A 22420-nucleotide genomic window follows, 5' to 3' on the forward strand; every position below is an offset into this window, starting at 1 on the left:
ATTCTGATAGCGGTCAGCGGCTAACACCCGGAACGATTTAGAGAATCGCCGCGTGAACTTTTTCCGGGGCGACATTTAAGTCTTTGATTGCCGTTTCGACAATCTTTCTTTCGATGGCTCCTTTTTCGGCGAGAGCGTAGAGAGTGGCGATGACGGTCAACTCGGCGTCCACTTCAAAGAAGCGGCGCAGGTTGGCGCGCGTTTCGCTGCGGCCAAAACCGTCTGTGCCGAGCGTCATCAAACCGCCCGGAACCCACGGCGCGATTTGGTCGGGCACCATTTTCATGTTGTCAGAGACAGCGATGAACGGGCCTTTTTCGTTGGCGAGCAGCGTTTCGATGTACGATTTTTTCGGCGTTTCGCAGGGATGCAGCATGTTCCAGCGGCGCGCTTTCAAGGCGTCGTTGCGAAGCCATTTATAATTGGTCGCGCTCCATACGTCGGCGGACACACCGTATTTTTCCGCGAGAATGGTTTGCGCGCGCAGGGCCTGGTTGATGATCGGGCCACTGCCAAAAATTTGCGCGCGATGCTTCATTCCCTCAGGGCCGGGTTTAAATTTGTAGAGACCTTTCAGGATGCCATCGAGGCAGCCTTCGGGCATCGCGGGCATGGCATATTTTTCGTTGTAAAGCGTGAGGTAATAGAAAAGGTCTTCGCCCTTTTCATACATGCGATGCAAGCCGTCGGCGATGATGGCGGCGACTTCGAAGCCGAACGCCGGGTCGTACGTGAGCAGGCTCGGAATCGTGCTGGCGGTGAGCAGGCTGTGGCCGTCCTGATGCTGGAGACCTTCGCCGTTGAGCGTCGTACGGCCATAAGTTGCGCCGAGCAAAAAGCCTTTGGCCTTGATGTCGCCCGCAAGCCACATCTGATCGCCGATGCGTTGAAAGCCGAACATCGAATAATAAATATAGAACGGAATCATATTCACGTTGTGCGTGGAATATGCCGTGCCCGCCGCGATGAATGATGACATCGAACCCGCCTCGGTGATGCCTTCCTCGAGGATCTGGCCGTTCTTGGTTTCGTTGTAATAGAGCAACGATTCCTTGTCCACCGGCTCGTAAAGCTGGCCCTTGGGCGCGTAGATGCCGATGTCTTTGAACAGGGCATCAAGACCAAATGTGCGCGCCTCGTCAGGAATGATCGGGACAATCTGCTTGCCGACATTTTTGTCGCGCAAGAGCAGCGCGAGCAAGCGGCCGAAACTGCCGGTCGTCGTGGTCGGGCTGCCGCCCTTGGTCAATTCAGTAAAACTTTCGAGGCGCGGAACCTGCAACGCGGGCGCGGTCGCCGAACGCAAGGGCAGGAAGCCGCCAAGTTTTTTGCGGCGTTCCAAAAGATATTTGATTTCCTTGCTGTCGGGAGCGGGACGATAGAAAGGTGTTTCGACGACTTCTTCGTCGTTCAAAGGAATGCCAAAACGCGTGCGGAACTCGCGCAGTTCTTTTTCGTTCAGCTTTTTTTGCTGATGCGTGATGTTCTTGCCCTCGCCGGCTTCGCCGAGGCCGTAGCCTTTAATGGTTTTCGCGAGGATGACCGTCGGCGCGCCCTTGTGTTCCATCGCGGCGAGATAGGCGTTATAAACTTTCCGCGTGTCATGGCCGCCGCGCAGCAGTTTGCGAATCTGCTCGTCGCTCAAATGATTCACGAGTTCGAGCAACTCGGGATATTTGCCGAAGAAATGTTTGCGGGTGTAACTGCCGGGTTCGACGGAATATTTTTGGTAATCGCCGTCCACTACTTCACCCATTCGTTTCAAAAGCAAGCCGCTCGTATCGCGGGCGAGTAATTCGTCCCAGTCAGAACCCCAAATAACTTTGATGACGTTCCAGCCCGCGCCGTGGAAGAGCGATTCCAATTCCTGGATGATTTTGCCGTTGCCGCGAACGGGACCGTCGAGACGCTGGAGATTGCAGTTGATGACCCAAACGAGATTGTCCAGATTTTCGCGCGCGCCGAGGGTGAGCGAACCGAGGGTTTCCGGCTCGTCGGTTTCGCCATCGCCGATGAAGCACCAGACTTTGGGCTCTTCGCCACTAATGATGCCACGGGCTTTCAGGTAGCGGTTAAAGCGTGCCTGATAGATGGACATGATCGGGCCGAGACCCATTGAGACGGTGGGAAATTGCCAGAAATCCGGCATCAAATAAGGATGCGGGTAGGACGAAAGACCGCCGCCTTCGGCGAGTTCCTGGCGGAAATTTTGCAGGTGGCGTTCATCGAGACGGCCTTCCATAAAGGCACGCGCATAAACGCCGGGCGAAGCGTGGCCCTGGAAATAAACGATGTCTCCGGCGAAATCACCGTGGCGTCCACGGAAAAAATGGTTGAATGCGACCTCGTATAAGGTGGCCGATGAAGCGAAAGTGGAAATGTGGCCGCCGAGACCGTCGTGTTTGGCATTCGCGTTGACGACCATCGCCATCGCATTCCAACGGATGAAGCTCTTGATCTTGACTTCGGTCTTCCAATCGCCGGGATAGGGTTTTTGCTGCTCGACCGGGATCGTGTTGATGTACGGCGTGCTGACGACTTGCGGCACTTTGATGCCCGACTCGCGCAGACGGCCCACCAGCTTATCGAGAAAACGGGTGGCCTTTAGCGGCTCCTGATTTTTCAGGACGTATTCCAGAGCGGGCTCGAGCGAGGCAAACCATTCCTGCATTTCGGAACCGTTTTTTTTGACCGGCACGTCTTCATGCCGCTCGCCTGCCTGCCAGTTTTTCGCCTGTTCGTTCATCAAATTCACTTTTTTCTTTGCCGGATTCAAATTCGCGATTCACCGTTGCGGAATCGCGGACACAATATACATAATCCATCGCGATATTGCTAGATTAGATAATATACTCATCGGCACCGGCGCGAAACAATATATTAGCGGCGTGTTAAAACAATGAAATATATTGATTTGAGCTTCGCGACACCCGCCGAGAATCTCGCCGCGGACGAAGCGCTGCTGGAGGCGTGCGAAACCGGCAGAGGCGGCGACACGCTGCGCTTCTGGGAATCGCCGCAATACTTTGTGGTTATTGGCTATGCGAATCATGCGGCCCGCGAGGCGAATCTCGAAGTGTGCCGCGCGCATGGAGTTCCGATTTTGCGCCGCTGCTCGGGTGGCGGGACGGTGTTGCAAGGGCCGGGGTGTTTGAACTACTCGCTGATTCTGGAAATCAAAGAAGACGGGCCTACTCACGGTATCACCGCGACTAATAACTTTGTGATGCAACGAAATCAGGCGGCGATTCAGTCGCTGGCTGGCAAACCGGTGCGGATTGAGGGACACACGGATTTGGCGATTGGGGGATTGAAATTTTCCGGGAACGCGCAACGGCGGAAGAAGCACTTCCTGATTTTTCACGGGACGTTTTTGTTGAATTTTGATTTGGCGTTGATCGAGAAATTTTTGAAGATGCCGTCGAAGGAGCCGGGGTATCGGCAGGCGAGGAAGCATTCGGAGTTTTTGATGAATTTGAATTTGCGGACAGAGACGGTGAGAGAGGCGATGCGGGAGGTTTGGGGTGCGGATGAGAAATTGGATACTTTGCCGATGAACGGGGTTTCGGAACTGGCAAAAAAGTATGCCACCGATGAATGGAATTTAAAATTTTAGAGGAGGAAATTTTTTTGCAGATTTTGGGTTAAGTCGAATGCGGCAATCTTGTCTTGTGTTGCTGCGGGTCGCAGACCCGCGATCCAATAGGAAAAGAGTCTCCCTGCCCGGTTTGACATTCGGTCGGTCTGCGCTAGGCTGAAATTATAGGGCTAACCAATATCCATTTATGAAAAATTTCATTGTCGGATTATTCGTGGGGATCGTCATTTTGGTCGCGGTGATTTGGTTTTATAGCGACAAAAACTCTCATGCGGAACGCGCCAAAGAGGAAATCAAGAGTGCGGCAACTAACACCAAGGACTTCGTAAAGGACAAGCTTTACGACGCTAATTTAAGCCCGGATGATATCAAGGATGAATTGTCGCGCACCGGCAAAGTGGTCCGCCGCAAGGCGCACGAAGCGGGCTCGGCGATTGCGGATGCGGCTGCCGATGCGAAAATCACCACTGAAATCAAAGCGAAATATCTCCGCGATCCCGACCTTTCGGCGATCAGCATTTCCGTGAACACGACGGATGGGCATGTGGAATTGTCCGGCACGGCTTCTTCGGTGGAAAATATCCGCAAAGCGATTCAATTGGCGTTGAACACGGACGGGGTGAAGGAAGTGGTTTCGACGTTGCAGGTTAAGAGTTGAGCAAGGCCGATGTTTAACCGCGGAGACGCGGAGGCGCGGAGAACCGAAAAGAATTATAAAACAGATTCTCTATGCTTTCCGTTGGTGCGCCGATAAAATTCCCTCCTCTATTTAACCGCCTGCGCTGCCGCCGGCGCCGGTGCCGGGCTCGGTTTGGCTGCGGGCGTCGAGGAGTTGATCGAGTTTCGCTTTATCCAATCCGGAAATTTCCAATGCGACTTGGCGGATGGTTTTGCCGGATTCGTAGGCGACTTTGGCGATCTTGGCGGCTTTGTCGTAGCCGATGACGGGGGCGAGTGAGGTGCACATGGCGAGGCTGTTTTCGATGTTGCCTTCGCACTTCGCGATGTCGGCTTCGAGGCCGGTGATGCAGCGGCGCGCGAAAACGCGGCTGCCGCTGGCTAGAATCTCCACGGCTTGCAAAAGATTATGCGCAATGACGGGGAGCATTACGTTCAACTCAAAATTTCCGAAGGCTCCGCCGAATGCGATAGCGGCGTCGTTGCCAATGACTTGCGCGCCGACCTGAATGAGCATTTCGCACATCACAGGATTTACTTTGCCGGGCATGATGGAGGAGCCCGGTTGCGTGGCGGGAAGTTTTAATTCGCCGATGCCGCAACGCGGGCCGGAGCCGAGCAAGCGGATGTCATTGGCGATTTTGATGTAAGCAACGGCAACCGTCTTGAGCGCGCCGCTGGCTTCGACGGCGGTATCGCGAGATGCTTGCGCTTCAAAATGATTTTTGGCCTCGCGCAGTTTCAGGCCGGTTTCGTGGGAGATGCCCTCGATGGTTTTGCGCGAGAAATCTATGTGCGTGTTGATGCCGGTGCCGACGGCGGTGCCGCCGAGCGCGAGTTCGCCAAGATTTCCCTCGAGCCGTTTCACGCGTTCGATGCCGTGTTCGACCTGGCTGGCGTAACCGCTGAATTCCTGGCCAAGACGAATTGGCGTGGCGTCCTGCAAATGCGTGCGTCCGATTTTCAAAATGTTGTCGAAGGATTTCGCCTTGGCGTCGAGCGCGGCGTGCAACTCAGTCATCGCGGGAATGAGTTGGTGGACGATGGCATCGAGGGTCGCGAGATGTATGGCGGTGGGGATGACGTCGTTGCTGGATTGGCCGCAGTTGACGTGGTCGTTGGGGTGGACGGATTTATCGCCGCGTTTGCCACCGAGGATTTCAATGGCGCGATTGGCGATGACCTCGTTGGTGTTCATGTTCGTCGAGGTGCCGGAACCGGTCTGGAAAATGTCCACGACGAATTGATGGTCCCACTTGCCTTCAACGACTTCCTGCGCGGCGCGCTGGACGGCATCGGCGATTTTAGCGGGAACATAACCCAGGCCAGCATTCGTGGCGGCGGCGTGTTTTTTGATGAGGCCGAGCGCCTTGATGAATTGGCGCGAGAAACGGAGATTGGAGATGGGAAAATTTTCAACGGCGCGGGCGGTTTGGGCGCCGTAATAGGCATCGGAAGGAACCTGCATTTCGCCCATCGAGTCCGCTTCCGTTCTAAAATTTTGATTCATCGTGCGCAATTTGTAACGGTTCCCGGAAATTTGCCCAATAAAAAATTGGTGGTTAATGAAAAGTGCGGGGCGAGTGCGAGAGATTTGGTTTCAGATGATTGATTCTTTCGTCCCTGCGGGACTTGGTTTGTAATGGACGCAAACCCAGCAATAAATTGCTGGGCTAAGATCTGCCGTCCCTGCGGGACTGCGGCGGCGCGGCAGGGCCGCCTTACCACGCGACGGGGGCACGAATGCGTATCGCGTAATTGCCGAGTCGGACGGGAAAGATCGGCTAAAGGGGCTTGGAGCGGATGAGTGTGCGCAATTTTTTAACTGTGCCAAGCGTTTATCAAATCTCACTTGCTTTGGCGGAATTGAACCGTATTTTCTTCGGATGTTAGATACGGACATATCTGTTGCGGCGCAGCCGAATGTGAAAACAAATGCGGCGGCCGATTTGCTTGCGCCGCTTGATACCTTCGCCCGGCGCCATATCGGCCCGGACGCGGATGAAACTGCGCAGATGCTGAAAACGCTCGGCTTCGGCAAGCTCGATGAACTTATCGAGGCAGTCGTGCCGAAGCAGATTCGCTTGTCCAATCCGCTTAATCTTCCCGCCGCGCGTGGTGAGCAGCAGGTTCTCGCCGATTTGAAAACCATCGCGAGCCAGAATCAGGTTTTTCGTTCGTTCATCGGCATGGGATATTATAATTGCATTACCCCGCCGGTGATTCAGCGCAATGTTTTGGAGAATCCCGGTTGGTACACGCAATACACGCCTTATCAGGCAGAAATTGCACAAGGGCGTTTGGAGGCACTGCTGAATTTCCAGACGATGATCGCCGACCTGACGGGCCTGGACATCGCGAATGCTTCGCTGCTCGACGAAGCGACGGCGGCGGCGGAGGCCTTGCATCTTTGCCATGCGTTCGCCGAGGATCGGAATATTTTTCTCGTGTCGGAAGAATGCCATCCACAGACGATTGACGTAGTCAAGACGCGTGCGAAGCCGCTGGGCATCGAAGTGCAAGTTGGGGATCACCGCTCGTTTCAATTTTCCGATAAAGTTTTTGGCGTGCTGGTACAGTATCCGGCAACTTACGGCAATATTTACGATTATTCGGAATTGGTGAAACAGGCGCACGCAGTAGGGGCGCTGGTGGCGGTGGCGGCGGATTTGTTGAGCCTCGCGATATTGCGTCCTCCGGGGGAATTTGGCGCAGACATCGCCATCGGCAGCGCACAACGGTTTGGCGTGCCGCTGGGTTTCGGCGGCCCGCATGCCGCGTATTTTGCGACGCGCGATGCTTATAAACGGCAGATGCCGGGACGCATCGTGGGTGTATCGAAAGATTCGCGTGGCCGCCCTGCCCTGCGGCTCTCGCTGCAAACGCGCGAGCAACATATCCGCCGCGAAAAAGCGACGAGTAATATATGCACGGCCCAGGCGCTGCTCGCGAACATGGCGTCGCTTTATGCGGTTTATCATGGAGCGGAAGGCATCAAGCGGATTGCACAACGCGTGCATTTGATGACCGAGGTTTTGGCGCAGGGGCTTTCAAAGCTCGGATATGAAATTCCGATGCCGATGTGCTTCGACACGATCCGCATTGATTTGGGAAAGAAGACCGCGAGTGAAATTGTGAAGCTCGCCGAGGCGCAGAAGATTAATTTACGGGTTATCGGTGCGAACAGCGTGGGTATTTCGCTGGACGAAACAACGACGGCGAAAGACATCGCCGATTTGTGGAGCGTATTTAATGGCGGGCGGGCGGCGGCGTTCACACCGGCGGAATTAGTTTCGCAAGTAACGGCGGAATATCCGGAGGATTTTGCGCGGACGAGCGAGTATTTGAAGAATGCGGTGTTCAATCGGCATCACAGCGAGACGGAGATGTTGCGGTATTTGCGGCGGTTGGAATCGCGCGACCTTTCGCTGACGCATTCGATGATTCCGCTAGGTTCCTGCACGATGAAGCTGAATGCAACCGTCGAAATGTTTCCCGTGTCGTGGCCGGAGTTCGGGCAGTTGCATCCATTTGCGCCGCTCAAGCAAACGCACGGTTATCAAACGCTTTTTCAACAGCTTGAAGATTGGTTGTCGGAGATCACGGGATTTGCCGGGGTTTCGCTGCAACCGAATGCGGGTTCGCAGGGCGAATATGCTGGGCTGCTGGTCATTCGCGAATATCATTTGGATCGCGGCGATACGCATCGAAACATTTGCCTGATCCCGCAGTCGGCGCACGGAACCAATCCCGCGAGCGCGGTGATGGCGGGCATGGAAGTCGTGGCGGTGGCGTGTGACGGGTATGGAAATATCAACGTGGCCGACTTGAAGGCGAAGGCGGAGGCGCATAAGGATAATCTGGCGGCGTTGATGGTGACGTATCCTTCGACGCATGGCGTCTTTGAGGAAACGATAAAGGAGATTTGCGAGATCGTTCACGCGCATGGCGGGCAGGTTTATATGGACGGCGCGAACATGAATGCGCAGGTGGGGCTTTGCCGGCCGGCGGACATTGGCGCAGATGTTTGCCATTTGAATTTGCACAAGACGTTTTGCATTCCGCACGGCGGCGGCGGCCCGGGCATGGGACCGATCGGTGTGGCGGAACATTTGGTGCCGTTTTTGCCGGGGCATGCGGTGGTCAACCTGGGCGGGGAAAATCCCATCGGTGCGATTTCGGCGGCGCCGTGGGGCAGTGCGAGCATCCTGCCGATTTCATGGGTCTATATCGCGGCGATGGGCGCGGCGGGTTTGACCGAGGCGACGAAGGTGGCGATCCTCAATGCGAATTATATCGCGAAGAAATTGGATTCGTATTTCCCGGTGCTCTACAAAGGCTACGGCGGTTTGGTGGCGCACGAGTGCATTTTGGATTTGCGGCATTTCAAGAGTGTGACGGTGGAGGATGTCGCGAAGCGGCTGATGGATTATGGCTTTCACGCGCCGACGATTTCTTTTCCCGTGCCGGGCACGATGATGGTCGAGCCGACGGAGAGCGAAGCGAAGGGTGAACTGGATCGTTTTTGCGAGGCGATGATCGGCATCCACGCGGAGATTGTGGCGATCGAATCCGGCAAGGCGGACAGCAAAAATAATTTGCTCAAGAATGCGCCGCACACAGCGGATGTGCTCGCGAGCGACCAATGGAACCGACCTTACTCACGCGAGCAGGCGGGTTATCCCGCGAAGTGGCTGCATGAACAGAAATTTTGGCCTTCAGTCGGGCGCATTGATAATGTTTACGGCGACCGGAATCTGGTGTGTTCGTGTGAGGGGATGGAAAATTACGCGGTCTGAGGTCGCGCTGATTTAGGCGAGGGTTTTGCTGACCGCCGGCCGCGGGTTTTAGCGTTTAATCCAAGGGCTGTCCGCAGGCGCGGAAGTCGTGGCGATTTTGCGCATTTTGTTGATGGCGACTTTGAGACTCTTTTGGCCAAAGACACCGGTTCCGCTGATGAAGGTATCCGCGCCGACACGGGCACATTCAGCGGCGGTGATGAAATTAATCCCGCCGTCCACGCCGATGCGATAGCTCAGATTTTTTTCACGGCGCCACGCGTAGGCTTGCTGCATTTTCGGCAAGGTTTCGTGGATGAATTCCTGGCCGCCGAATCCGGGGTTGACGGTCATGATGAGCAAAGCGTCTATCTTATCGAGATATGGTTGCACGGTTCCGATGGCGGTGGGCGGGTTGATGGCGAGCCCGACCTTGATGCCGAGGGATTTGATTTTCCAAAGCAGCGGCGTAACCTGGTGTTCGCCGAGTTCGACGTGGATATTGATCTGATTGGCGCCGGCTTGATGGAACGGCTCAAGCAAAATTTCCGGCTTGGAGCACATCAGGTGGACATCAAAAAAAGTTTTGGCGAAAGGACGAATCGTTTTGACGACTTGCGGGCCGAAGGAAAGGTTCGGGACGAAGTGGCCGTCCATCACGTCGAGGTGCAGCCAGTCGGCGCCGGCCTTTTCGATGCGGGCCGTTTCACTCGCGAAACGGCCAAAATTTGCAGCCAGAAGAGAGGGCGCAATAATCATTGACCAGAGGCTAGACGATTGCGCCATTAATAGTCAATCTCCCAAGATTAAATGACAGCACTTCAATTTTATTAAACTGGCGCACCAGTAATTATTGGCTTAAACGGTAATACATTCTTGGACTGGAAACAGAATTGGTTACAATAAATCGGCCTTCATTTTGAACCGGAGCAGGAGATACCGTAATCCAGTTTGCCGCTTTTCCGAGATTTGTGGAGGATTGTAAAGTATATCCAGCCATGTTGGCGGGCCAAGCCAATACGGCTTCGGAACTGGAAGCACTAATGCTAAGTTGTGTTGCGAATGAAAGGCTGAATACTGTGCCCTGTCCGATAGTGCCGCCGCGCTGGGCCGTCCCGTACAAAATATTGTTTGAGAAAGTCAGCCCCCCAAGTGGCGTGCTGCCACCGCTATTGGTAAGATTTAAAACTGCCGAGAAGTTATGCAGATTTGAAATTCCTCCTCCTACAAGATTGAACACGAAAATTGTGCCATTTCCGGTATTTCCGCCCCCGCCTGCTATGCCATAAAATGTATTGCCTGATAGAATCAATCCTTTAGGCCCGTCGCCTTCGTAATTGGTCGCGTTCATCGTTGCCGCAAAATTGTGCAGATTCGTGTAATCCGATCCGTCAATATTAAGCGCGAATATAGTTCCATCATTTGCGCTTCCGCCTGAGCTTGTAACTCCATAAAGACGGTTGTTTAATGATATTAACCGCCCTAGAGGAATTATTCCATCCGTACTGGTACTGCCAAAGCTATGTAAATTCGTGAACCCAGATCCATCCGTATTTATCGCAAATACGATACCGTCCTTCCGAGTGTTTCCTCCCGTAAATGTTGTACCGTAAAGCGTAACGCCAGATATAACTAATCCATTCATAGGCTGGCCGCCATCGGTCAAACCAGTGAAATTATATAGGTTTGTAAAGTTCGACCCGTCAGTATTAATGGCGAATACAGTGCCATAACCATAACCTCCACCCATTTCCGTGACCCCATAGAGGATGTTTCCAACTAAAGTTAACCCGCCGATCGGCCGGGCTCCGTCGGTATTCGTGTTGGAACTAAAAGAGCCTGTAGATGGAATTGATGGAAAATTGTGCAGATTCGTAAATTCCGACCCGTCAGTGTTCACTCTGAAAAGAACACCCGTGTCACCAGATCCGCCGTATATAGTACTACCAAAAAGAGTCTTGCCAGACAAAACTAATGCAGCGTACGGACCGATGCCATCGCTGTTTGTAAATAGGGCGTTGGTATCGACAGAGGCCAACGGCGTAAAACTATGGATATTCGTAAATCCGGAACCGTCCACATTAACGGAGAAAATTGTCCCAAGAGTTGCTTCCTGCAGGCCACCAAAAGTTGTCGCTCCGTAAAGCCGGTTATCTGAAAAAATTAAACCGCTATAAGGCTGTCCAGCATTTGTACCGCCTTGAAAATTATACAAAGTGGTAAATACCTGCGCTCTTACCCAGTCTGCCAATAGCAAGCAAATCCCAACGATCAACAAATACGCCGTCAACGAACCTTTAGTATTGAGTTTCATAGACGATGTTTTGGGCCTGGAAAATGACTTTTGCTACTTGATTAACTTGAAGATGTAAAGTTCAGAATTCTCGTCATGGTTTATGCCCGAATTCAATTTGGCTTTATTAAGCTGAACGGCGATGTGCAGCCAAAAAACGGCGCTTATAAAGCGCCGTTGCAATTTGATTTTCCCCTTTTGATTATGCCGTTGCTGGCGCGGGAGTGCCCAAGCCGGGCAAATGCGGCGGAAGGGGCTTGAGCGGCGGTTCGGGCAAAGGTGTCGCAGCTTGCGCGCCGGAGGGTGGGTCCACTTTGGGAGTGGGCGGCGGCGGCGTGAATTTGCCGGTGCGCACGATTTCTTCGACTTGCGAACCTTCCAGCGTTTCGTATTCGAGCAAGGCATTGGCGATCAGTTCAAGCTTATCGCGATTCGCATTGATGATGTCGGTCGCGACTTTGTAACCGTTATCAATGATGCGCTTGACCTCGGTGTCAATCTCCTGCGCGGTTTGTTCGCTGTAATCCTTGCTGCGGGACATTTCGCGTCCAAGGAAAACGTATTCGCTGCTGTCGCCGTATTGGATCATGCCGAGCTTCTCGCTCATGCCCCATTGGGTGACCATCGCGCGCGCCATTTGCGTGGCTTGCTGGATGTCGCCCATCGCGCCGGAGGAAATATCATCGGAAACAATTTCTTCGGCGATGCGGCCCGCCATCGTCACGGCGATGATGTCGAGCATCTCTTTGCGGCGGCGGTTCAAAATATCGTCCTTCGGCAAATACATGGTCGAGCCCAGCGCCTGGCCACGAGGAATGATGGTTACCTTGTGCAGCGGATGGGTGTGGGTCAAAACGACGTTGATCAAGGCGTGGCCAGCTTCGTGCCACGCGGTGAATTTTTTATCTTCATCGGTCATGGCCATGCTGCGGCGTTCACGGCCCCAGCGCACTTTGTCGCGGGCCTCTTCCAGTTCAAGCATGCCGACCGCTTTGCGGCCAGTACGGGCCGCGAGCAACGCCGCTTCGTTCAAAAGGTTCGCCAACTCCGCGCCGGAATAGCCCGGTGTGCCACGAGCGATGATGGCCAGGTCCGCCGTCGGATCGAGCTTCACATTCTTCGCGTGGACTTTGAGGATGGCTTCACGACCGCGCACGTCGGGCAAGTTCACCGTGATCTGGCGATCGAAACGTCCGGGGCGCAACAACGCTGGGTCGAGCACGTCAGGGCGGTTCGTGGCCGCGATGATGATGATGCCTTCCTGAGTATCGAAACCGTCCATCTCGACGAGCAACGCGTTCAACGTCTGTTCGCGTTCGTCGTTGCCGCCGCCAAGGCCATGACCGCGGCTGCGACCCACGGCGTCAATTTCATCAATGAAAATCAGGCAGGGCGTATTTTTGCGGGCTTGCTCGAACATATCGCGCACGCGGCTTGCGCCCACGCCGACGAACATTTCCACGAAATCCGAACCGCTGATGCTGAAGAACGCGGCATCCGCTTCGCCGGCGATGGCTTTCGCCAAAAGGGTTTTGCCAGTGCCGGGCGCGCCAACCATCAGCACGCCTTTGGGGATGCGTCCGCCGAGCTTTTGAAACTTCTTCGGGTCTTTGAGAAATTCCACCAATTCAGACACTTCTTCCTTGGCTTCCTCGACGCCCGCAACGTCCTTGAAAGTCGTTTTGTTCTTTTCCTTGGCCAGCATGCGCGCCTTGCTTTTGCCGAAGCTCAATGCGCCTTTGCCAGCCATCTTGATCTGGCGAATGAAGAAAAACCAGATTAGGGCACCGATGAAAATCAGGGGTCCGACGCTCCACAACAGATTCAACAGCATTGTCGGCGGTTCCTGCGAATCGAAATTTTCCTTCGAGAGCAATGCGCTCAACTGCTTGTCCGTCAGGTAAATCTTTGCGCGAAAAGGATTTTTGACCTCGTGCTTGGGATCCTTGTAATAATTGCCCGTCACGTCCTTGAACATGGATTGCGGGTTGAACTTTATCGTTGCATTGGCGATCAGGTTGTTGGTGCTGAGTTCGTTGAATTTGGCCTGGGTAATGAGGTCGCCCTGGGTATCGTATTGATTGTGCAGAAGCACGACCAAAAGGACACAGCAGAGGATCAGGATCCAAACAATCCAATTACGCGAGGGCATTTTGAAATCGCCATTTTTCCGGCGATCATCGTCCGTGTTTCTATTATCGTCTGACATTTTATTAATTTAAATTTTTTGAAATTCTTATGCCGATTCCCGGCTGACCCTCAGTTAGCATAACCTTTTCCACCGCCAAATCAACTGGTTCCTCGTGTTTTTGTCGAGCTTGAATCCTTCTGCCAGCCGAAGCCCTTCCACCCAAAACAACACGCCGGCCGTGGTGACACCGACGAGCACGCGATGTCTCTCCGCACGAGGGAACTTTCCATTGATGAATAAATCCTGCAACTTGACGGGCGACGCCATGCCGATCGGCTGAAAACGGTCGCCCGGTTGCCAATGTCGAAGTGTAATATCAATCCCTACTTTATCGGCATCAAAATGTTCGGCATTTACCTCTTTTTTTGGCAGGCGGAAAGGACCTAACAGAGAAGGAGTTGCAACCCAATTAACCACGATGTTTTTGAAGGCAATCTTTCCAGCTTTACCTCGCAGTCGCACCTTGGTTTCCTCGTGAACAAAGGTCTGAGGTTTAAACTGTTTGACTTGGATGTTGCCGGAAGGTTCTCGGGACACAGCAACTTTTGGGCTGATGGTCACGGGCCCGTTCGCGCGCTCGCGCAACTGCTCGATCAAATCGAAATTTGCAGTCAGGCCTAATTCAATGAGTTGCAGTTGGACGCTTCGCCGCTGCAAAGCGGGTGGAAGTTTTGAGAAAGCCCTTCGCCGCGTGGCTTTTAACCAGGCGCGCGCCGCGTCCGTCACGAACTCGGCTTCCGCGCCGACGATTTCCATCTGCCGCAAAATTACCCGTGACAAGGCGGGTTGAAATTCTTTCGCAAGCCAGGGCAACAACTCGTGGCGGAGGTGGTTGCGCTGGATTTCGATTTGCGCATTCGTCGCGTCCTCGCGAAACGCGATCCGCTGCTCCTTCGCGTAAGCTGCAAGCGTAGCTTTGGGTAAATCCAGCAATGGCCGGGCGAGAAAAATATTTTTGTCCTTCGACGATGGCGAGAGCCATTTCATTCCCGCCATGCCGTCGCCGCCCGCGCCGCGCAACAACCGCACGAAGAAAAGTTCCACCTGATCGTCCGCGTGATGGGCGAGCGCGATTTTTTTAAACTTTAAATCTGCCGCCGATCGCGCAAGAAAATCGTGCCGCAATTCCCGCGCCGCCATTTCCAGCGAAAGTTTTTTTTCGCGCGCCCATTTTTTTACATTGCCGCGCTCGGCGACAAAGGGGAACTTTAATTTTTTCGCCGTGTTCCTGACCAGTTTTTCATCGGCATCACTGCTGCGACCACGGAGTTGGTGATTGAAATGCGCGACGGCCAGTTTCCATTTTTGCGCAAGCGCAAGGCGCGCCAGGACATGCAGCAAAACCATGGAATCCAATCCTCCAGAAACTGCCACTAAAATTTCTTCACCACGGACAAATAATTTTTTCGCCGCGATGGCTCGTTCGACTGATTTTAGCAAATTACCCACGAAGGGATGCTAAAGCGCGGAGAAGCGAGTCGCAACCATCAAGATATATACTCAGTATATACTGATGGTTTTGCCACGGATGGAACACGGGCAAAACACGGATTGGAAAAAGATTTTGAAGCGCGAGAGCGTAGGCGTGAAAACCGCACTTCGTTACGTGCAAATCAGCGGCGTAAATTGGCGTCCTAGAATCGGTGCGCTTGGCGTCTTCAGCCAGCTTTCCAGCAACCCGGCATATACGGAACGGAAATCCACGTTGTATTTAATGTCGCCCTCGAACAGATCACCTGGCGCGAGACTCGGGTATTTGCCGAGCAAGCCCGCCTTGACCTTTTCACCCACAATGAACATTGGCGCGGCGGCTCCGTGGTCGGTGCCGCCATTCGCGTTTTCGGCCACGCGACGCCCAAATTCGCTGAACGTCATAACCACCACGCGCGACATGTTGCCCTGCGCTTTCATGTCGTCGGTAAAAGCCTTGAGGGAGTCACCCAAGTCTTTCAACAACCGCTGTTGCGCGGGGAGTTGGTTCGTGTGCGTGTCGTAGCCGCCTTGCGAAACATAGAACACCCGCGTGGGCAATCCGCCGCCGATCAATCGCGCAACGAGCTTCAGCGAATTAGCGAGTTGCGATTGCGGATAGTTTCCCTTGTTATCAATCTTCGCGCTGATCGCGCGGATTTTGTCGGAGCTAAGTTGCGCGTCCATCGCGGTGCGTTCGAGAAAGTCCAAGGCGGAGCCGGTATGCGGCGTCGGGCCGTGGATTGCGCCGATGGTATCGCCGGAATTGCTTTCAGCGCCCGAACTGCTTTCCATCATCGCGGGGTCGTCGAGTTCGTTTAATTTGCGATAGGATTGTTCGCCATTGCTCGCGCCCTTTTCGTTGCTGATGAAGCGATAGCCTTGGGGATTTTCGAGGCTCACACCCATCGGATTTTTCGCGGCAAAAGCTTGCGGCATCTGGCGACCGATATTAATGCCCACGGTTGGATCGCAACCGGCGCAGGCATTGTCGAAGTAACGTCCCAACCAGCCGTAACGCTCAAATTCCGCCGAGTCGCTCGCGGTCTGCCAAATTTCCGTCGAACGAAAATGCGAACGGTTCGGATTTGGATAACCAATGCCCTGGATCACCGCCAGATTGCCGCTGTCGTAAAGTCCCTTGAAGCCCGTGAGGCTGGGATGCAAGCCGACGGAATCCGTGAGCTTGAGCACGTCGTTCGCGGCGAGCCCAAGGTGCGGGCGCGCGCGGTGATAATTATCATCGGCGAACGGCACAACTGTATTGATGCCATCGTTGCCACCGGCCATTTGCAACACGACCAGAATGGTGCCGTCGCGCCCGGTCACGGCTTGCGTGGCGGAATTCGCGGCCTCGGCTTCGAGCGCGGAAAAAGTGTTCGCGAGAAAGGCGGGCGCGGTGTAAGCGAACGCGCCGCCGAGAATCGTGGAGCGCAAAAAATCGCGGCGCGTTCGCAAAATGGCATCGGTTTTCATAAATTAAAGGCGGTAAAAACTTCCCAGGTCCAATCCGTCCGGCGGCACATTCGACGACCAATCTTTCCCCTCGGGCATGCCCACCACCGGCAGAAGCTGGCGCTGCTTGAATTGTTTCACGATGGCGTGGGCGCCGCCGCGAAGCGTTTTGCGCAGCGCGGCATTGGTGGCGCGCGTGGCCTGCATGATCTTTGTTTCCGACAAGAGACTTGTGTCTTTCATAAAAGTTTTTGCCATGTCACGCCAGTTGATACTCCGGCGTGCTCATCATCAGACGCACGGCATTTAAGATTGCTTCATCGTTGAGGGCGGTTTGCGAATCCAAATAATCGCGCAAGGTCGCCTCCTGTTTTTTTGAGAGTTTGCTTTGCAATAAACGCTTTTCCAATGCGGCCACCAGTTTGCTTTTGTCGGTGCGTTCTTCAGGCGCCAGAATCCGCTCCACATCCACTTGTTCGAGGCGAAAATTGGGCCGGCGATTTTGCGCCATGTTGGATGCGGCGATGGAGCCGGGGAAAACTCCGGCGAGGGTGGTGCGTAGCATATTCATATCGCCTTGCACGAGAATTGCCGCTTCGTTGTAACGTGCCAGCAGATTGTTGGTCGTAATCCAACTGAGGCCGCCGTCCCAGCCTTTGACATTTGGCGGCGCGAACAAATCCTGACCGAGATTTTTCGTGAGGCCGGCGCAAATGAATGGTCCCGGCAGAGGACGTTCCAGCATGCGCACACTGCCGACGAGCCATTGCACCGGGCTCTTGACCTGGTTGCGCACGACAGAAGGCGAATAGAAGGCTTCGCAACGAAACATCGCCTTGAGCACTGGCTTGAATTGATTTCCCGAGTTGCGAAAAATTTCCGCGAGCGAGGCGTTGATTTCCTCGGAGGGTGGTTCGCCGGCAAAAAAGTTCCAAAGCTTCGCGGTGATGAACCGGCTCGCCTGCGGTTGCTCGACGATGATGCGCAGAATATCTTCGCCGGTGAAACTTCCCGTTTGGCCGAGAAAACTTTTCGTGCCGTAATCGTGCAGACGGGGGCGTTCGTCGAACTCCTGGTCGAGCCGGTTGTAAGTCCAACCGGTCAGGGCGCGCGCCGATTCGGTCACGTCGTGTTCGGTATAATGCCCTTCGCCCAGCGTGAACAATTCCATCACTTCGCGCGCAAAATTTTCGTTGGGATGTTCCTTGCGGCTTTGTGCCTGGTCGAGCCAGACGAGCATCGCGGGGTCCTTGGCGACGGCGAGCAACAAGTCATACCAATAGCCGGTTCCCTGCTGGCGAAATAAATCGTTCTGCCGCCACATCAAATAGGGGTCGCGAACCTTTTCGATGCTCGTGGCGAAATGGCCGTGCCAGAAAAGGGTCATCTTTTCCTGCAACGGCCGCGAACCGTAAGCCATCCGTTCCAGCCACCAATAACGCAACTCCACCGTGCGCTGGCGATCCATCTTCTGCTCTTCCTGCTGCATTTGCCGGCGCACTTCGGGATCGGCCTCGCGGGCTTTGCGCAGGCGTTCGGCACGCTCCGGGTCTGGCTTGGCCCAATCAGGATTAACTCCGTAATCGGGCACTTTTTCGAAATCCACGAGATGAGCCACCGCGCCATCGTGGCCAAGTTTGGCGAGGCGCTCAATCTCCGCCGGTGTGCCGCCGAACCCGGCGCGGTTCAGCAGGTGCGCCGCCATCTCGTAATCCCATTGTTTCCCTGGCAAAGCCTTCAACATACAAAAGGATAGACGTAAACCCTTGGAAAAAGGTTTCACCTAGTCCGAATGTTCCGGTTACGCTCATCGCACGTGAAACGCTATCGAGTCATCGTGGACACCAATGTGGTGCTGGCGGCTATGCGCTAGCGGGCTGGCGCGTCCTTTCGGCTCCTGGCGACTATTGGGCATCCACGATGGCAAGGCGTTGTCACGCCCGCGCTGATGTACGAGTACGAAGACGTTGCCAGACGGCCCGGGGTTGCGGCGGGATTATCCCCGCAAGACATCACGAACATTCTGGATATGATTTATCAGGATCCGGGCGACGACGCGATAATCGAAGCCGCTATTGCCGGGAGGTGTGATTATGTGGTATCCTTCAACGAACGGCACCTGCGGGTGGCGCGGGAATTCGGCATCGAAGTCCTCAAGCCTTCAGACCTGCTAAAACTGATAGGCGAAATCAAATGAAGGCCATCGAACTGAACATGCCGGACGAAGTTTACAAGAAGCTGGAGAATCTAGCGTCGCAGGATCACCAGTCCGTCAATGTCTTCGCGTTGCGAAAGCTGGAGGAATTCGCTCGTGCTGTCGAGGATTTCAGAGAGCTTGAGCGCCGGGCGCAACGCGGTAACCGCGAAGAATTCGAGTCTTCAATGGCCAAGGTGCCGAATGTTCCCCCGGTAGCGGGTGATGAGATTTGATACTGTAATTGGATACTTGGTTACCATTTTTCAGCAACTGGTAGCGAACATTAAAGGAAAACGCAAAAAAATCCGGTAACGACAAGGCTTTAGCAAGGACTGTCAAACGGAGCCCAATGCGGGAAAGGCCGTTTGATGGCTGAAAATCAGGACTTTTGTCCTGGGAGACTTTGGAGATGTTTGTGAAGCCGCTCGACGGCTTGCGCCTTTTGACGTTCGTGACGCCAATCAATATAGGCGTTGTACAGGAGACCACCGAAAACGAGTATGACCAATACTCCAGCACAAATAAGTCCCCACATGGCCATTGGATTGTCCGTCAGGGAGTCTTGTACGTTGCCAACTATTTGCTTTATGTGGGTCAGGCTCATTCCAGTGTTACGATTGTGATTAATTTTCGTTAATTTGCGGAGGCTGGCAAGTTCCAAATACGGGGAGAAGACGTTTTTTTCGGCCTTTGCGAGGTAAATTTGTCGCCTAACAGTGACATTGCCGCTCTCCGATTATTGATTTTACCATGCCGGGCGACCTGTGTGAACGCCCCGGCGGAGCGGCAGCTCCGCCCTACCGTGCGCGATATTAAGGGCATCCCCGGTGCAACAGATTACAATTTTTTTATCGTGTTTCGGGCCAAGTTTGTTACATCTGCAAAGTGCGAATAATGACAGAGTCTTCGGCCATCGCGGGAAACCGGGGTGAAGCCGAGGCGACTTCCGAAGTTTTTGCCGTTGAAGCCCAAGGGTTGGTGCGCCGTTTTGGTGAAACGGAGGCACTGGCGAGGGTTTCTGTTTCCATCCACAAGGGCGAATTTTTTTCTTTGTTGGGGCCGTCGGGATGCGGCAAAACGACTTTGCTGCGCCTCATCGCCGGATTGGATTCTCCCGATGAAGGCTCGCTGAAAATCGGCGGACGCGACGCCGCGCTGATTCCCGCGCACAAACGCCCGGTCAATACGGTTTTCCAATCTTACGCGCTGTTTCCGCATCTCAATGTGCGGGACAATATTGCTTTCGGTTTGCGCATGAAAAAAATTTCCGCGCCCGAGATAACCCGGCGCGTCACGGAGGTGATGTCGCTCGCGCAAATCTCCGCGTTCGCCGACCGCCGACCCGCGCAGCTTTCCGGTGGACAGAAACAACGCGTCGCCCTCGCCCGCGCGCTGGTGAATCAGCCGGAAGTTCTTTTGCTCGATGAACCGCTGGGCGCGCTCGATTTGAAATTGCGCAAGGAACTTCAAGTCGAGTTGTCGCAGCTTCAACGCCGCCTCGGCATCACATTTATTTTTGTAACGCACGATCAGGAGGAGGCGCTGGTCATGAGTGATCGCATCGCCGTGATGAACGCGGGGAAAATTGAGCAACTTGATTCCGTCAAAGAATTGTATGAGCAACCGCGCACCCGGTTCGTCGCGCATTTTCTCGGCGCGTGCAATTTGGTCGAGGGCAAGGTGGCGCAGATCCAATCGCAGACGGCCATTATTGCCACGACGTTCGGTGAGTTGCGATTCGACCTTGCCACGGCACGGCGAAAAATTTCAGCGGGCGATGCCATCACGCTGGCCATTCGCCCGGAAAAAATCAGTTTGTGGCCGACCAGCACCGTGCCTTCGGGCAATCATTTTCCGGCGGGCGTCTGCGAGATTATTTATAGCGGCGCGGAGACACAATATTGCCTGAGTCTCGGCGAACAGAAATTAAACGCGCGCATGCTTAACTCTCACGCTGGCAATACGGGCTTCACCATCGGCCAAACGGTGCTCGTCCATTTGCCCGCGAAATCCATGGTGCTGCTCGATGACTGATTGACGGATATGAGCGCGAGAGAAAAATCGAGTTGCGAGCCGGAGAGCCGTTTTTCGCGAGGCGAACATTGGCTGCGCTCTGCCATCACCAGCGGGCCGGGGGTTTTGTGGCTCGTTATTTTCTTGCTCGCGCCATTAGCGGCGGTGGGAGTCATCAGTTTTCTCAGCCGTGGTGATTACGGCGAAGTTCAACTGCCGGTCACGCTCGATAATTACAAACGCCTTTTGGGATTTGGATTGCTTGGGTTCGATGCGCTTTATCCGGTCATTCTGCTTCGCAGTCTTATATTGGGCGCGGGCACGGCGGTGGCGTGCGTGGTCGCGGGATTACCGCTCGCGTTCTTTATCGCGCGGCTGCCGGACCGTTATAAAAATTTTGCGCTGACGCTGGTGGTCATTCCTTTTTGGACGAACCTGCTTATTCGCACTTATGCCTGGCAGATTATTTTATCGCCGGAGAGCTGGCTCACGCGCGCCTTGCATGTAATTGGTTTGGGCAATGCTGACGAAGCGCTTTATCCAGGTGCGTTTGCGGTGACCATCGGAATGATTTGCGATTACCTGCCCTTTCTGGTTTTGCCGCTGTACGCCTCGGTGGAAAAAATCGATTGGAACCTCGCCGAGGCCGCGATGGACCTTGGCGCGAACGGCGCAAAGGTTTTTCGCCATGCCGTCCTGCCACAAATCATGCCGGGATTGATCGCGGGGATGATTCTCGTTTTTCTGCCGGCCACGGGACAATTTGTCATTCCCGATCTTTTGGGTGGCGCAAAAACGGTGATGCTCGGCAATGCGATTGAACAACAATTTGGCCAAAGCCGCGACTGGCCGTTCGGCTCGGCGATAGCGTTCGTCGCGCTGGCGATTGTTTTGTTTGGATTATGGGTTTACGCGCGCAAATCCAGCGGACGCGGCGAACCGCAAATTTTATGAAACGCGCTTCGACATCGCTCAGCGTTATCGCCGTTGTGCTCTATGCGTTTCTCTATGCTCCGCTGGTCGTGGTCGTGCTCTATTCTTTCAATGCGGCGCGGTTCGGCTCGGGTTGGACAGGCTTCACGACCAAATGGTATGGCACGCTTTGGGAAAATTCGCTCGCGCTTTCCGCCGCGAAAAATACGCTGCTGCTGGCCGTGATCAGCACTCTGATTGCGACGCTGCTCGGCACGATGCTTGGCTATGGCCTCGACCGTTTTCGTTTTCCCGGCAAAACTTTTTTCAAATGGTTTTTGTATGTGCCGATTTTCATACCGGACATTGTCATGGCGGTGGCGTTGCTGCTGTTTTATTCGTTGCTGAGGAAATGGCTCAGCCTTTTTGAACTGGGATTGGCGACGATGGTTATCGCGCATGTGACGTTTCAAATTCCGTTTGTCGCCATCGTTGTGCGGGCGCGGTTGGTTGGACTGGATGTCGCGCTTGAGGAAGCAGCGCGCGACCTCGGCGCAAATGAATGGCAGACTTTTACCCATGTCACGCTGCCGTTGATTTTGCCGGGGATTCTTGCGGGGGGGATGCTGGCGTTTACGCTGAGCCTGGATGATTTTGTGGTTAGTTTTTTCACAAGCGGGCCCGGTTCGACGACGCTGCCCATTCTGATTTATTCTTCGGTGAAGCGCGGCATCACGCCCGACATCAATGCGCTTTCCACGCTGATTGTGATCGCTTCGGTTCTCGGCACCTTGACCGTGACATTCTTGCAACGCGGGAAAAAAGCCTGATACTT

Annotated in this window: 16 protein-coding genes and 1 pseudogene; 8 read left to right on the forward strand and 9 right to left on the reverse strand. The window is 54.3% G+C overall.

The window, feature by feature from the left end:
• Positions 1-37: 37 nt before the first annotated feature.
• Positions 38-2671, reverse strand: coding sequence for a pyruvate dehydrogenase (acetyl-transferring), homodimeric type (gene aceE / locus VH413_07185; GenBank protein ID HEX3798469.1), 2634 nt, complete (start codon positions 2669-2671; stop codon positions 38-40).
• 228 nt (positions 2672-2899) lie between these two features.
• Between aceE and VH413_07190 the strand changes: the two genes are divergently transcribed.
• Both VH413_07190 and VH413_07195 read left to right on the forward strand, forming a co-directional pair.
• Positions 2900-3616 carry a lipoate--protein ligase family protein gene (locus tag VH413_07190; protein ID HEX3798470.1) on the forward strand — a complete coding sequence of 239 codons (717 nt, stop codon included), beginning with the start codon at positions 2900-2902 and terminating at the stop codon, positions 3614-3616.
• A 169-nt stretch (positions 3617-3785) separates the two neighbouring features.
• Positions 3786-4256 (forward strand): BON domain-containing protein, encoded by a 471-nt coding sequence (locus VH413_07195; protein ID HEX3798471.1) that lies wholly within the window; start codon positions 3786-3788, stop codon positions 4254-4256.
• Positions 4257-4367: 111 nt separating this feature from the next.
• Here the strand turns inward: VH413_07195 and VH413_07200 are convergent, their stop codons facing one another.
• Complete coding sequence (locus VH413_07200; protein HEX3798472.1) at positions 4368-5786, reverse strand: class II fumarate hydratase; 1419 nt, start codon at positions 5784-5786, stop codon at positions 4368-4370.
• 376 nt (positions 5787-6162) lie between these two features.
• On the opposite strand from VH413_07200, the gene gcvP reads away from it, so the two are divergent.
• Complete coding sequence (gene gcvP / locus VH413_07205; protein ID HEX3798473.1) at positions 6163-9075, forward strand: aminomethyl-transferring glycine dehydrogenase; 2913 nt, start codon at positions 6163-6165, stop codon at positions 9073-9075.
• 48 nt (positions 9076-9123) lie between these two features.
• Here the strand turns inward: gcvP and rpe are convergent, their stop codons facing one another.
• The 7 genes from rpe to VH413_07240 form a co-directional block, all read right to left on the reverse strand.
• On the reverse strand, positions 9124-9813 hold the full coding sequence (gene rpe / locus VH413_07210; protein HEX3798474.1) for a ribulose-phosphate 3-epimerase: 690 nt from the start codon (positions 9811-9813) through the stop codon (positions 9124-9126).
• A gap of 91 nt (positions 9814-9904) precedes the next feature.
• Positions 9905-11368 (reverse strand): choice-of-anchor tandem repeat GloVer-containing protein, encoded by a 1464-nt coding sequence (locus VH413_07215; GenBank protein HEX3798475.1) that lies wholly within the window; start codon positions 11366-11368, stop codon positions 9905-9907.
• A gap of 181 nt (positions 11369-11549) precedes the next feature.
• Positions 11550-13556: an ATP-dependent zinc metalloprotease FtsH gene (gene ftsH, locus VH413_07220; protein HEX3798476.1), complete on the reverse strand. Its 2007-nt coding sequence runs from the start codon at positions 13554-13556 to the stop codon at positions 11550-11552.
• 54 nt (positions 13557-13610) lie between these two features.
• Positions 13611-14978, reverse strand: a complete 1368-nt coding sequence (gene tilS / locus VH413_07225; GenBank protein HEX3798477.1) for a tRNA lysidine(34) synthetase TilS — start codon at positions 14976-14978, stop codon at positions 13611-13613.
• Between the two features lie 162 nt (positions 14979-15140).
• Complete coding sequence (locus tag VH413_07230) at positions 15141-16484, reverse strand: DUF1501 domain-containing protein (protein ID HEX3798478.1); 1344 nt, start codon at positions 16482-16484, stop codon at positions 15141-15143.
• A 3-nt stretch (positions 16485-16487) separates the two neighbouring features.
• Positions 16488-16706: a hypothetical protein gene (locus VH413_07235; protein ID HEX3798479.1), complete on the reverse strand. Its 219-nt coding sequence runs from the start codon at positions 16704-16706 to the stop codon at positions 16488-16490.
• A gap of 16 nt (positions 16707-16722) precedes the next feature.
• Entirely contained in the window at positions 16723-18207 is a 1485-nt protein-coding gene (locus tag VH413_07240; protein ID HEX3798480.1) for a DUF1800 domain-containing protein, read from the reverse strand.
• 150 nt (positions 18208-18357) lie between these two features.
• Between VH413_07240 and VH413_07245 the strand changes: the two are divergent.
• The 5 genes and pseudogenes from VH413_07245 to VH413_07265 all read left to right on the forward strand — a co-directional run bounded on the left by VH413_07245 (position 18358) and on the right by VH413_07265 (position 22415).
• Positions 18358-18660: pseudogene (locus VH413_07245) on the forward strand (PIN domain-containing protein).
• Entirely contained in the window at positions 18657-18893 is a 237-nt protein-coding gene (locus VH413_07250) for a hypothetical protein (protein HEX3798481.1), read from the forward strand. Before VH413_07245 ends, VH413_07250 begins: the two are co-directional and overlap by 4 nt.
• Before the next feature lie 661 nt (positions 18894-19554).
• Positions 19555-20694 (forward strand): ABC transporter ATP-binding protein, encoded by a 1140-nt coding sequence (locus VH413_07255; GenBank protein ID HEX3798482.1) that lies wholly within the window; start codon positions 19555-19557, stop codon positions 20692-20694.
• A 9-nt stretch (positions 20695-20703) separates the two neighbouring features.
• Positions 20704-21627: an ABC transporter permease gene (locus VH413_07260; GenBank protein ID HEX3798483.1), complete on the forward strand. Its 924-nt coding sequence runs from the start codon at positions 20704-20706 to the stop codon at positions 21625-21627.
• The gene (locus VH413_07265) at positions 21624-22415 is read left to right on the forward strand and encodes an ABC transporter permease (GenBank protein ID HEX3798484.1); all 792 of its coding nucleotides are present in this window, start codon (positions 21624-21626) and stop codon (positions 22413-22415) included. Before VH413_07260 ends, VH413_07265 begins: the two co-directional genes overlap by 4 nt.
• Positions 22416-22420 lie beyond the last annotated feature (5 nt).

Source organism: Verrucomicrobiia bacterium (genome assembly GCA_036268055.1).
In the GTDB taxonomy this organism is placed as follows: domain Bacteria; phylum Verrucomicrobiota; class Verrucomicrobiia; order Limisphaerales; family Pedosphaeraceae; genus DATAUW01.

Excerpts from the sequence above, each read along its gene's own strand:
- aceE (HEX3798469.1), bottom strand. The coding sequence starts at position 2,671 with ATGCAGGAATGGTTTGCCTCGCTCGAGCCCGCTCTGGAATACGTCCTG.
- VH413_07190 (HEX3798470.1), top strand. The coding sequence starts at position 2,900 with ATGAAATATATTGATTTGAGCTTCGCGACACCCGCCGAGAATCTCGCC.
- VH413_07195 (HEX3798471.1), top strand. The coding sequence starts at position 3,786 with ATGAAAAATTTCATTGTCGGATTATTCGTGGGGATCGTCATTTTGGTC.
- VH413_07200 (HEX3798472.1), bottom strand. The coding sequence starts at position 5,786 with ATGAATCAAAATTTTAGAACGGAAGCGGACTCGATGGGCGAAATGCAG.
- gcvP (HEX3798473.1), top strand. The coding sequence starts at position 6,163 with ATGTTAGATACGGACATATCTGTTGCGGCGCAGCCGAATGTGAAAACA.
- rpe (HEX3798474.1), bottom strand. The coding sequence starts at position 9,813 with ATGATTATTGCGCCCTCTCTTCTGGCTGCAAATTTTGGCCGTTTCGCG.
- VH413_07215 (HEX3798475.1), bottom strand. The coding sequence starts at position 11,368 with ATGAAACTCAATACTAAAGGTTCGTTGACGGCGTATTTGTTGATCGTT.
- ftsH (HEX3798476.1), bottom strand. The coding sequence starts at position 13,556 with ATGTCAGACGATAATAGAAACACGGACGATGATCGCCGGAAAAATGGC.
- VH413_07230 (HEX3798478.1), bottom strand. The coding sequence starts at position 16,484 with ATGAAAACCGATGCCATTTTGCGAACGCGCCGCGATTTTTTGCGCTCC.
- VH413_07235 (HEX3798479.1), bottom strand. The coding sequence starts at position 16,706 with ATGAAAGACACAAGTCTCTTGTCGGAAACAAAGATCATGCAGGCCACG.
- VH413_07240 (HEX3798480.1), bottom strand. The coding sequence starts at position 18,207 with ATGTTGAAGGCTTTGCCAGGGAAACAATGGGATTACGAGATGGCGGCG.
- VH413_07250 (HEX3798481.1), top strand. The coding sequence starts at position 18,657 with ATGAAGGCCATCGAACTGAACATGCCGGACGAAGTTTACAAGAAGCTG.
- VH413_07255 (HEX3798482.1), top strand. The coding sequence starts at position 19,555 with ATGACAGAGTCTTCGGCCATCGCGGGAAACCGGGGTGAAGCCGAGGCG.
- VH413_07260 (HEX3798483.1), top strand. The coding sequence starts at position 20,704 with ATGAGCGCGAGAGAAAAATCGAGTTGCGAGCCGGAGAGCCGTTTTTCG.
- VH413_07265 (HEX3798484.1), top strand. The coding sequence starts at position 21,624 with ATGAAACGCGCTTCGACATCGCTCAGCGTTATCGCCGTTGTGCTCTAT.